Source organism: Streptomyces sp. NPDC029139 (assembly GCF_055564335.1).
Genome location: NZ_JBVHWN010000001.1, coordinates 679,622 through 691,525, shown reverse-complemented (window position 1 = coordinate 691,525; position 11,904 = coordinate 679,622). Strand labels below are relative to the sequence as shown.

The 11,904-nt window shown below is 71.1% G+C and carries 10 protein-coding genes; all 10 read left to right on the top strand.

The annotated features are described in order from the left end of the window. Window positions 1–61: 61 nt before the first annotated feature. Complete coding sequence (locus tag ACZ4VW_RS03115) at window positions 62–1,345, top strand: DUF6716 putative glycosyltransferase (protein WP_467957798.1); 1,284 nt, start codon at window positions 62–64, stop codon at window positions 1,343–1,345. After that, window positions 1,345–2,541: a cytidylyltransferase domain-containing protein gene (locus ACZ4VW_RS03110; RefSeq protein WP_467957796.1), complete on the top strand. Its 1,197-nt coding sequence runs from the start codon at window positions 1,345–1,347 to the stop codon at window positions 2,539–2,541. Before ACZ4VW_RS03115 ends, ACZ4VW_RS03110 begins: the two co-directional genes overlap by 1 nt. Window positions 2,542–2,552: 11 nt before the next feature. Next, entirely contained in the window at window positions 2,553–3,449 is an 897-nt protein-coding gene (locus ACZ4VW_RS03105; protein ID WP_467958164.1) for an N-acetylneuraminate synthase family protein, read from the top strand. Further along, window positions 3,446–4,543 carry a hypothetical protein gene (locus ACZ4VW_RS03100; RefSeq protein ID WP_467957794.1) on the top strand — a complete coding sequence of 366 codons (1,098 nt, stop codon included), beginning with the start codon at window positions 3,446–3,448 and terminating at the stop codon, window positions 4,541–4,543. The genes ACZ4VW_RS03105 and ACZ4VW_RS03100 overlap by 4 nt, the downstream gene beginning before the upstream one ends. A 116-nt stretch (window positions 4,544–4,659) precedes the next feature. Next, window positions 4,660–5,880 (top strand): amidohydrolase, encoded by a 1,221-nt coding sequence (locus tag ACZ4VW_RS03095; protein ID WP_467957792.1) that lies wholly within the window; start codon window positions 4,660–4,662, stop codon window positions 5,878–5,880. A 378-nt stretch (window positions 5,881–6,258) separates the two neighbouring features. Further along, a complete protein-coding gene (locus tag ACZ4VW_RS03090; protein ID WP_467957790.1) occupies window positions 6,259–7,296 on the top strand; it encodes a BMP family lipoprotein in 1,038 nt (345 codons plus the stop codon). Window positions 7,297–7,503: 207 nt separating this feature from the next. Beyond that, window positions 7,504–9,096, top strand: coding sequence for an ABC transporter ATP-binding protein (locus ACZ4VW_RS03085; protein ID WP_467958161.1), 1,593 nt, complete (start codon window positions 7,504–7,506; stop codon window positions 9,094–9,096). Continuing rightward, entirely contained in the window at window positions 9,093–10,205 is a 1,113-nt protein-coding gene (locus ACZ4VW_RS03080; protein ID WP_467957788.1) for an ABC transporter permease, read from the top strand. Before ACZ4VW_RS03085 ends, ACZ4VW_RS03080 begins: the two co-directional genes overlap by 4 nt. Beyond that, complete coding sequence (locus ACZ4VW_RS03075) at window positions 10,202–11,491, top strand: ABC transporter permease (RefSeq protein WP_467957786.1); 1,290 nt, start codon at window positions 10,202–10,204, stop codon at window positions 11,489–11,491. The genes ACZ4VW_RS03080 and ACZ4VW_RS03075 overlap by 4 nt, the downstream gene beginning before the upstream one ends. Further along, complete coding sequence (locus tag ACZ4VW_RS03070) at window positions 11,488–11,892, top strand: cytidine deaminase (RefSeq protein ID WP_467957784.1); 405 nt, start codon at window positions 11,488–11,490, stop codon at window positions 11,890–11,892. Before ACZ4VW_RS03075 ends, ACZ4VW_RS03070 begins: the two co-directional genes overlap by 4 nt. The last annotated feature ends 12 nt before the right edge of the window (window positions 11,893–11,904 follow it).

The following is an 11,904-nucleotide window of genomic DNA, read 5'->3' as shown; positions in this document are numbered from 1 at the left end:
TTCACCGTTTGTTGTAACCCAGTTGGGCCGGGAAACGGAATGCCTCTCTAGCGTCCTCGACGTGCCAGCAAGTACCAGAGAAGCGGTACGCGTCGCCGTACTCGCCGACTCCGACACCCGGTGGAAATGGGGCGCGCTCACCGCACGCCGCATCACGGCCGCCGAGCCCACCGGCTTCGTCCTGCGCGGCCGGGCCACCCCCACCGCGCGCCAGCTCGCCGAGACCGGGGTGTCCACGACACCCCCGCGCGAGGTGACGGGCGCGGAGTTCCTCCGTGCGGTACGGGACGCGGCGGCCCGCGGGGAGGGCTACGACCTCGTCGTCCTCTCCCTCGTCGGCGGCACGGTCCGCGCCGTCCTCCAGGGCCTCGCCGAACTCCCCCTGGAACGACGCCCGGTCATCGTCACCGGCTACGTCGGAGTCGTCTACGAGAAGCTCGCCGACGGGCTGCTGCTGCGCCACGGCGCGGACGTCGTCCTCGCCAACTCCCGCCACGACGCCGAGCGCTTCCGCACCGTGTACGAAGGGGTCGGCGCCGACGCCTCCTCGGTGGTGGAGGCCGCGCTGCCGTTCCTCGGCGGCGCGCCCTACGCCCCCGAGGCCGGCCGGGACACCCTCGTCTTCGCCGCCCAGCCCTCCGTGCCCGTGACCCGCGTCGACCGTACGTACCTGCTCCGCAGGCTCGTCGACCACGCCCGGCTCCACCCGCGGCGGGAGGTCCTGCTCAAGCTCCGCTCCAAGCCGGGCGAACACACCACGCACCTGGAGGAACTGCCGTACCAGAAGCTGGTGCGCGCCCTGGACACCCCGCCCAACTTCCGCCTCGTGTACGGACACATGGGCGAGGTCCTGGACCGCACCGACCTGCTGGTCACGGTCTCCTCGACCGCCGCCCTGGAAGCGCTGCACCGGCGCATCCCCACCGCGATCCTCACCGACATGGGCGTGCGCGAGGTCCTCGGCAACCATCACTTCATCGGCTCCGGGCTGCTGACCTCCTTCGACCGCCTCGACGCGGACATCCGGCCGACGCCGGACGAGGAGTGGCTCGCCCGCCAGGGCGTGGCGTCCGACGGCGGGTACGAGAAAGCCTTCGACGCCGCCCGCGAGCGGGTCGCCGAGCTGCTCGCCGGCCCGGCGCTGCCCCCCATCACCCCCTACTACACAGCGGAGACGGCGCCCGGCTACCTGCCCGGGATCCTCGCCCGCCACCGCCTGGACGTGACCGCGCCCGAGACCCGCGACAGCGGGCTGCGCCGGATCGTCCGGGAGGCGGCCCGGGGCGCGTACCGCCACGGCGTCCAGCGCGTGGCCCCCGTCATCCGCCGCCTTGGAGAGCTCTGATGACGCGGACGACCCCCACCCCCACCGTCCTCGCGGTGATCCCCGCGAGGGGCGGCTCCAAGGGCGTACCCGCCAAGAACCTCGCCCAGGTGGCGGGCCTCCCGCTGGTCTCCCGCGCGGTCCGCGCCTGCCTCGGCGCCCGACACGTCACCGACGTCGTCGTCTCCACGGACGACGCCGGGATCGCGGCCGCCGCCCGCGCCGCCGGCGCCGAGGCGATCCACCGCCCGGCGGCCATCGCGGGCGACACGGCGACCAGCGAATCGGCGGTCCTGCACGCGATGGACGCCTTCGAGGCCACCAGCGGGCGCCGCGTGGACGTGGTTCTCCTCGTCCAGTGCACCAGCCCCTTCCTCACCTCCGAGGAGGTCGACGGCACCGTCCGGGAGATCACCACCGGCGGCGCCGACACGGCCCTCACCGCCGCCCCGACCCACGGCTTCCTCTGGCGCGACACCCCCCAGGGCGGCACGGGCGTCAACCACGACAAGGCCCACCGCCCGCGCCGGCAGGACCGGGAGACCGAGTACCTGGAGACCGGCGCCGTCTACGCGATGGCCGCCGACGGCTTCCGAACCCACGGCCACCGCTTCTTCGGCCGCACCGCCCTCGTCGTCACCGACCCCGCCCGGGTCCTGGAGATCGACGACCCGCACGACCTCGCCCGCGCCCGCGCGCTCGCGCCCCTGCTCGACACCCCCCTCGCCCCCCGCTTCGACGAGATCGACGCCGTCGTCCTCGACTTCGACGGCACCCAGACCGACGACCGGGTCCACCTCGACGCGGACGGCCACGAGTTCGTCTCCGCCCACCGCGGCGACGGCCTCGGCATCGCCGCCCTGCGCCGCGCCGGCATGCCGGTCCTGATCCTCTCCACCGAACAGAACGCCGTCGTCGCCGCCCGCGCCCGCAAGCTCCAGATCCCCGTCCTGCACGGCATCGACCGCAAGGACCTCGCCCTCAAGCAGTGGTGCGAGGAACAGGGCATCGACCCCCAGCGCGTGCTCTACGCCGGCAACGACGTCAACGACCTCCCGTGCTTCCACCTCGTCGGCTGGCCCGTCGCGGTGGCGAGCGCCCACGACTCCGTACGGGCCGCCGCCCGTGCGGTGACCCTCACCCCCGGTGGCTCCGGAGCCGTCCGCGAGATCGCGGCCTGGCTTCTCGGACCCGAGCTCGACACCCCCAACTCCTAAGGAACGTCAAGATCATGACCACTCGCACGCGTACGTTCGGCAGCAAGGTCGCCGGCCCGGGCCGCCCCGTCTACATCACCGGCGAGATCGGCATCAACCACAACGGCGAGCTCGAGAACGCCCTCGCGCTCATCGACGTCGCCGCCGACGCCGGCTGCGACGCCGTGAAGTTCCAGAAGCGCACCCCGGAGATCTGCACCCCCCGCGACCAGTGGGACATCGAGCGCGACACCCCCTGGGGCCGGATGACGTACATCGACTACCGCCACCGCGTGGAGTTCGGCGAGGACGAGTACCGCGCCATCGACGAGCACTGCGCGAAGCGCGGCATCGACTGGTTCGCCTCCCCGTGGGACACCGAGGCCGTCGCCTTCCTGGAGAAGTTCGACGTCCCCGCCCACAAGGTCGCCTCCGCCTCCCTCACGGACGACGAACTCCTGCGCGCCCTGCGCGCCACGGGCCGCACGGTCATCCTCTCCACCGGCATGTCGACCCCGAAGCAGATCCGCCACGCCGTCGAGGTCCTCGGCTCGGACAACATCCTCCTCTGCCACGCCACCTCGACCTACCCGGCCAAGGCCGAGGAGCTCAACCTCCGCGTGATCAACACCCTCACGGAGGAGTACCCCAACGTCCCGATCGGCTACTCCGGCCACGAGACGGGCCTGCAGACCACCCTCGCCGCCGTCGCCCTGGGCGCCACCTTCGTCGAGCGCCACATCACCCTCGACCGCGCCATGTGGGGCTCCGACCAGGCCGCCTCCGTCGAGCCCCAGGGCCTGCAGCGCCTGGTCCGCGACATCCGCACCATCGAGACCGCGCTCGGCGACGGGATCAAGAAGGTGTACGAGTCGGAGCTCGGCCCGATGAAGAAGCTCCGCCGGGTCCAGGGGCTCGTCGCCGCATGACCGGCCAGGTGGCGTTCGTCGAGAGCCCGGTCCAGCTCCTGAACGTCCTGGAGTGGGCACACGCCCAGTCGCCCGCCGCCGGGGGCCCCACGGCCCCCGCCGGCGGGACCCGCGGCGCGGCCGACGACCTCACGCTCGTCGTCCTCTCGCCGACCGATCCCATGTCACGCGGCCAGCTCCGCCGGATGGGCGCCCTGGCCCGCGACGACGGGTTCACCGTCCGCTGGCAGGACGCCCGGGACGGCCGCGGCTCCCTCGGCCGCACCCTGCGGGACATGGCCCCCCTGCTGCGGTCCGCGGAACGGGTGATCGTCGGAGACCCCTTCTCCCGCTACGTCCAGCTGCTGCTCACCCTCTTCGCCCCCAAACAGCTGACCGTCGTCGACGACGGCACCGCCACCATGGAGTACGCCGCCCAGCTGGCACGCGGCGAACGCCTCGTGCGCTGGCACCGGCGCGGCACCGGCGGGCCCCGCGAACTCGTCCTCGCCCCGGTCACCGCCGCGGCCCGCCGCAAGCTGGCCCCCACCCGCCGCCGTACGGTCGAGATCTTCACCTCGCTCCCGGTCGAACCGCCGCCGGGCACCGTCGTCACCCCGAACACCTTCGCCTGGACCCGCTCCCGCTTCGGCCCGCCCCGCCTCACCCGCGGCGCGGACCTGGTCGGCACCTCGCTGGTCGAGACCGGCGTGGTCGACCCCGACCGGTACGCGCGCGCCGTCGCCGACCTCGCCCGGACCCACGGCGCCACCCGCTACTTCGCGCACCGCCGGGAATCCACCGAGAAGCTGCACCGGATCGCGGTGGAGACCGATCTGGAGATCGTCCGGCCCGACCTGCCCCTGGAACTGATCGCCCGGCGCGGCCCGATCGGCCGTACGGTGGTCAGCTTCCCCTCGACGGTCGTCCACACCCTGCCCCTGGCGCTGGCCGGCACGGAGGTCAAGGTCGCGGTCTGCGAGATCGCACCCGAGTGGCTCACGGAGAACGCCTCCCCCCGGGCCCAGGGCTTCCTGGCGGGGGTCGCGGGCTCGGCCGCCTTCGAGGTCGACCGGCTCACCACACCGTCCTCGCAGCGGCTCGAATTCGGGTGAGCTTACCCACAGAGAATGGTCATCATGCCTCGTGAACCGACTTTCTTTCCCCTAACGGGCTGAACTTTTCGTGATCAACGGGCAGTTGACCTCCGAAGGGGCCTACCCTTCAAAAGGTGAACCAGTTGAAGTCCCGTGAGCCCGGCTCCGTCGCCCTGCCCGGAAGGCTGTCCGCGTCGCTGCGTGCCGAACTGATCGCCTTCCGCCGCGACGTGCACATGCACCCCGAGCTCGGCCACCAGGAGATCCGTACCACCGCCGCGCTGAAGGCCCGCCTCGAGGCGGCCGGACTCGCGCCGCGGGTACTGCCGACGGGCACGGGCCTCGTCTGCGACGTCGGTACGCCCGACTGCGGGCGGCCCATGCTGGCGATCCGCGCGGACCTCGACGCCCTCCCCATCCCGGACGTCAAGACGGTCGCGTACCGCTCCACCGTGCCCAACCGCGCGCACGCCTGCGGCCACGACGTCCACACCACCACCGTCCTCGGGGCCGGCCTCGTCCTCGCCGACCTCCACCGGCAGGGGCTGCTCCCCAACGCCGTGCGGCTGATCTTCCAGCCCGCCGAGGAGGTGCTGCCCGGCGGAGCCGCGGAGGCCGTCGAGGCGGGTGCGCTCGACGGGGTCGGCCGGATCATCGCCGTGCACTGCGACCCCAAGGTGGACGTGGGCCGGATCGGGATGCGGCACGGCCCCATCACCTCCGCCTGCGACCGGCTGGAGATCACCCTCGACGGGCCCGGCGGCCACACCGCCCGCCCGCACCTGACCACCGACCTGGTCACCGCCGCCGCCCGTGTCGCCGTCGACGTCCCGGCCGTCCTCGCCCGCCGCGTGGACGCCCGCTCCGGACTCTCGCTCACCTGGGGACGGATCGAGTCCGGCCACGCCTGCAACGTCATCCCGCAGCACGCCGTCCTCTCCGGGACCGTCCGCTGCCTCGACCTGGAGACCTGGCGCGAGGCGCCGGACCTGGTGCACGCGGCGGTCGACGAGATCGCGACACTGCACCGCGCCAAGTCGACCATCAACTACGTCCGCGGCGTCCCGCCCGTCGTCAACGCCCCGGCCGTCGCCGACCTCCTCACCGAGGCGATGACCGCCCGTCGCGGACCGTATGCGATCGAGGACACCGAGCAGAGCCTCGGCGGCGAGGACTTCTCCTGGTATCTGGAGCACGTCCCGGGCGCCATGGCCCGGCTGGGCACCCGTACCCCCGGCGACACGACACGCCGGGACCTGCACGCGGGTGATTTCGACGTGGACGAGGAGTCCATCGAGGTGGGTGTCGAGCTCTTCACGGCCGCTGCCCTGCTCGACGCCACGGCCGGAAGCTGACCGAGGGTCCGGCGGCGGGGGGCGTCGCCCCCCTGCGGCTGTCGCTCCACCGCCCGCCCCGCCCCTGCCGCCGCCGCTCCACCGCGCCCGCCGCCGCTCCACCGCGCCCGCCGCCGCTCCGCCGTTCCGGCGCCGTTGCTCCTCCGTTCGGACCAACACGCCGCGAACTGTCGCAAAAGCGCCGCTCCCCAGCGCGGGTCGGCGTGTATAACCGGTCGTGCCGGGGCGGGTGCCGCCGGATCGCCGCCCCGGGCCCGTTCGCGACGATCCGATAACGACTCATGAACGGGTCTTTAACTGACATCTACGCGCGTTACGATCCACGCGAAACCAGCGCCGGAAGAGGCGCTTTCGGTCAGTCTCGAAGGGACCCTCCTCTTGCGCCGGGTATCCAAGATCGTTTCCGCGTCCGTCGCGACCGCGGCCCTCGCTCTCACCGCTACCGCCTGTGGCGAGTCGTCCACCGACTCTGGCTCCGACTCGGGCACCATCAAGGTCGGCATGGCCTACGACGTCGGCGGCCGTGGCGACAACTCGTTCAACGACTCCGCCGCCCGCGGCCTCGACAAGGCCAAGGCCGACCTCGGTGTCGAGACCAAGGAGCTCACCGCCAAGACCGGTGAGACTCCGGCCGACCGTGAGCAGCGCCTCGCCTCTCTCGCCGAGGGTGGCTTCAACCCGGTCATCGGTGTCGGCTTCGCCTACAAGGACGCGATCGACAAGGTCGCGGCCAAGTACCCGAAGGTCACCTTCGGCCTGGTCGACTCCGTCTCCGAGGCGAAGAACGTCGACTCGATCGTCTTCACCGAGGAGCAGGGCTCCTACCTCGCCGGTGTCGCCGCCGCGCTGAAGTCCAAGGACGGCAAGATCGGCTTCATCGGTGGTGTCGACATCCCGCTGATCAAGAAGTTCGCCGCCGGCTTCCAGCAGGGCGTCAAGGACACCAAGCCGAACGCCTCGGTCCAGATCCAGTACCTCTCCACCGGTACGGACATGTCCGGCTTCGGTGCTCCGGACAAGGGCAAGGCCGCTGCCAAGGGCATGCTCGACAAGGGCATCGACGTCATCTACGCCGCCGCGGGCGGCTCGGGTGCCGGCGCCATCGAGGCCGTCGCCGCGAAGCCGGGCACCTGGGCGATCGGCGTCGACTCGGACCAGGCCAAGGACCCGGCCCTGTCCAAGTACGCCGGTTCGATCCTCACCTCGGTCGTCAAGAACGTCGACACCGGTGTGTTCGAGCTCGTCAAGTCCGTCAAGGACGGCAAGCCGATGACCGGCACGCACACCTACTCGCTCGCCGAGGACGGTGTCTCGCTGACCACCACGGGTGACCACCTCAAGGACATCCAGGCGCAGATCGACGCGGCGAAGAAGAAGATCGTCGACGGTCAGATCAAGGTCGCCACGACCCTCTGACGCACGTCGGACGGGGGCCCGGAGAGCGGCTTCGGCCGACACTCCGGGCCCCCTTCACGCGTATGCCCGTGGGCAGTTGAACGATTTTCCTGACGCTACGCGCGTAGCGCGCCGCCCACAGGGTATTTTTCGCCACCGACAGCGCCTGCGTCCCAGCCCGCCCAGCCCGCTCATCCTTCTCACGCTCCCTGCCTAGGAGAGTGCGTCATCAAAGCCTCCAGCCCCAGCAGTCCGAACGCCGTAGAACTCCGCGGCATCACCAAGCGTTTCCCCGGAGTCGTGGCCAACCACGACATCGACATCACCGTGCGCCGCGGCACCGTGCACGCCCTCGTGGGCGAGAACGGCGCGGGCAAGTCGACGCTGATGAAGATCCTCTACGGCATGCAGAAGCCGGACGAGGGCACCATCACCGTCGACGGCGAGCAGGTGACGTTCCACAGCCCCGGCGACGCCATCGCCCGCGGCGTCGGCATGGTGCACCAGCACTTCATGCTCGCGGACAACCTCACCGTCCTCGAGAACGTCGTCCTCGGTTCCGAGAAGCTGCACGGCATCGGCGACAAGGCCCGCGCCCGGATCAAGGAGATCTCCGACGCGTACGGCCTCGGCGTCCGTCCCGACGTCCTCGTCGAGGACCTCGGTGTGGCCGACCGTCAGCGCGTGGAGATCCTCAAGGTGCTCTACCGCGGCGCCCGCACCCTGATCCTCGACGAGCCGACCGCCGTGCTCGTCCCGCAGGAGGTCGACGCGCTCTTCGACAACCTGCGTGAGCTCAAGGCCGAGGGCCTGACCGTCATCTTCATCTCGCACAAGCTGGGTGAGGTCCTGTCGGTCGCCGACGAGATCACCGTCATCCGCCGCGGCACCACGGTCGGCACCGCCGACCCGAAGCACACCACGACCAAGCAGCTCGCCGAGCTGATGGTCGGCGCCGAGCTGCCCTCCCCGGAGACCCGCGAGTCGACGGTGACGGACGTGCCGATGCTGACGGTCCGGGACCTGTCGCTGAGCGCCGTCGACCCCGACGGCGTGGTCCGCGCGGTGCTCGACGGCATCACCTTCACCATCCACAAGGGTGAGGTGCTCGGCATCGCCGGCGTCGAGGGCAACGGCCAGTCGGAGCTCGTCGACACGATCATGGGCATGCGCGCCGCCGACCGCGGCGTGGTGACCCTGGACGGCGCCGACATCACCACCGCTCCCACGCGCAAGCGGCGCGAGGACGGCATCGGCTGCATCCCCGAGGACCGCCACCGGCACGGTCTGCTCCTGGAGGCCCCCCTCTGGGAGAACCGCATCCTCGGCCACGTCACCGAGAAGCCCAACTCCCGGGGCGCCATCCTCGACCTGAAGGCCGCCCGCCGGGACACCGAGCGGATCGTGCGCGAGTACGACGTCCGTACCCCCGGTATCGACGTCACCGCGGCCTCCCTCTCCGGCGGCAACCAGCAGAAGCTGATCGTCGGCCGCGAGATGAGCCACGACCCCAAGCTGCTGATCGCCGCGCACCCCACCCGCGGCGTGGACGTCGGTGCGCAGGCGCAGATCTGGGACCAGATCCGCACGGCGCGCCGCGAGGGGCTCGCGGTCCTGCTGATCTCGGCCGACCTCGACGAACTGATCGGCCTTTCCGACACCCTGCGCGTGATGTACCGCGGCAGGCTCGTCGCGGACGCCGACCCGGCGACCATCACACCGGAAGAGCTGGGCTCGGCCATGACCGGCGCCGCCGCCGGCCGCCTTGCGCACGAAGACAGCCCTGAGGGCACCGACGGCCCGGAGGACGAGGCCCGATGAAGAAGTTCGACAAGGAGCGGTTGCTCCTGGGCATCGCGGCGCCGCTGCTCGCGATCGTCGCCGCCTTCCTGATCACCGCCCTGGTGCTCGCGGCCACCGGCAAGGAGCCGTTCAGCGCCTTCGGGATCATGTTCGACTACGGCATCAAGTCGGACAGCCAGGTCTACATCATCAACAAGGCGACGACGTACTACCTGGCGGGCATCGCGGTGGCCATCGGTTTCCGCATGAACCTGTTCAACATCGGTGTCGACGGCCAGTACCGTCTCGCCGCCTTCTGCGCCGCCGCCGTCGGTGGCGCGCTGACCCTGCCGGGCATCGTCCAGATCCCGCTGATCATCGTCACCGCGATGATCGTCGGCGCCATGTGGGCGGGCATCGCCGGCGTCCTCAAGACGACGCGGGGTGTCAGCGAGGTCGTCTCCACGATCATGCTGAACTTCATCGCGACCGCGATCATCGGCTATCTGCTCCAGCCCGGCCGCCTCGGCCACCTGGACGCGGCCGGCACCGAGGTCGCCACCAGCCCGCTCCCGGAGTCCTCGCACTTCTTCGAGTTCCCGACCACGCCGACCCCGATCATCGGTTTCGTCGTGATCGCGGCCGTCGCCGGCGTCGCGTTCTGGTTCACGCTCGCCCGCACCCGCTTCGGCTTCGACCTGCGCACCGTCGGCCAGTCCGACACGGCCGCCGCGGCCAGCGGTGTCAACGTCAAGAAGATGGTCGTCACCTCGATGCTGATCTCCGGCGGCATGGCCGGTCTGATCGGTATGCCGACGCTGCTCAACGAGTCCTACGAGTACGGCGGCGGGTTCCCGGTCGGCATCGGCTTCACCGGTATCGCCATCGCGCTGCTCGGCCGCAACAACCCGGTCGGCATCGCGCTCGCCGCGATCCTCTGGGCCTTCCTGGAGCGTGGCGGCCAGCAGCTGGAGTTCGAGGAGTACGACCGGGAGATCGTCGGCGTCATGCAGGGCGTCATCGTCCTCTGCGTCGTCATCGCCTACGAAGTCGTCCGCCGCTACGGCATCAAGCGCCAGCAGCGTCAGGTCGGCGAGAAGCTCGCGGCCCAGGCCCGTTCCAACAACACGACGGAGGTGTCGGCGTGACCGCCACGGCGACTTCCACCCCGCCGCCCGCCGCGCCCAAGGCGGCCGGCGGCAAGGGCGGCCGCACCCGCCTCTCGCTGCCCGTGATCCTGCTGATCGTCGCGGGCGGGCTCATCGCCCTCTCCGCCATCCGCGCCATCACCGGCGCGCAGGACCTCACCTCGGCCGGCCAGATCAGCGCCGCGCTCTCGCTCGCCGTGCCGATCGGCCTCGCCGGTCTCGGCGGCCTGTGGGCCGAGCGCGCGGGCGTGGTCAACATCGGCCTCGAAGGCATGATGATCCTCGGCACCTTCTTCGGTGCCTGGGCCGGCTGGCAGACCAGCCCGTGGCTGGGCATCCTGGCCGGCGTCGTGGGCGGCATGCTGGGCGGTCTGCTGCACGCGGTCGCCACCGTCACCTTCGGTGTCGACCACATCATCTCCGGTATCGCGATCAACATCCTCGCGCTCGGTTTCACCAGCTACTTCGCCAAGCTGTGGTTCAACACCGGCGAGGCCGCGGCCAAGGGCGGCAGCCCCAAGCAGTCGCCACCGGCCGAGGAGATCACCTCGATCACGATCCCGGGTCTGTCCGACTGGCTGGCCGACATCGAGAAGCACCACTGGTTCCTGGTCTCGGACATCGCCGGCATCCTCGGCGGTCTGGTCACCAACCTGTCGCTGGTCACGATCCTGGCCGTGCTCCTTGTGATCGGCACGTTCTTCGTGCTGTGGAAGACCTCGTTCGGTCTGCGGCTGCGCTCCTGCGGCGAGAACCCGATCGCGGCCGAGTCCCTGGGCGTCAACGTCTACAAGTACAAGTACATCGCCGTGATCGTCTCCGGCGGTCTCGCCGGTCTCGGTGGCGCGTTCCTGTCGCTGGTCACCTCGCACATCTACAACGAAGGCCAGACCGGTGGCCGTGGTTACATCGGCCTCGCCGCGATGATCTTCGGCAACTGGCGGCCGGGCGGCCTGGCGATGGGCGCGGGACTGTTCGGCTTCGCCGACGCGCTCCAGCTGCGCAGCGGCGGCGAGTCCGTGCACGCGCTGCTCCTGCTGCTGTTCGCCGTGCTCGTGGCGATCGCCGCGTGGAAGGCGTACAAGAAGCGCTGGATCACCTCCTCGATCGCCATCGTCATCGGTGTCGGCGTGCTGATCTGGTACCTCGGCACGGACACCGTCCCGGTCGAGTTCGTCAGCGCCACCCCGTACGTGGTCACGCTGCTGGTGCTGTCGCTCTCCGCGCAGCGTCTGCGGATGCCCAAGGCGGACGGCATGCGCTACCGCAAGGGCGAAGGCAAGTGACGACGCCCGCCGGTGGCCCCGACTGGGAGGCCCTGCGGACGGCGGCCCGGGACGCCATGTCCCGTGCGTACGCGCCGTACTCGGGCTACCCGGTCGGCGCCGCCGCGCTCGTCGACGACGGGCGGGTGGTCTCCGGCTGCAACGTGGAGAACGCGTCGTACGGCATCGGCCTGTGTGCCGAGTGCGGGCTCGTCTCCCAGCTGCAGGCGACCGGCGGCGGCCGGCTGACCCATTTCGTCTGCGTGGACGGCCGGGGCGAGTCCCTGGTGCCGTGCGGGCGGTGCCGGCAGCTGCTGTACGAGTTCGGCGGCGCCGAACTCGTCCTGGAGACCCCGGCCGGGCTGCTGACGCTCGCGGAGATGCTCCCGCAGGCGTTCGGCCCGGACCACCTCGCCACGTAGTACCTCGGAGCG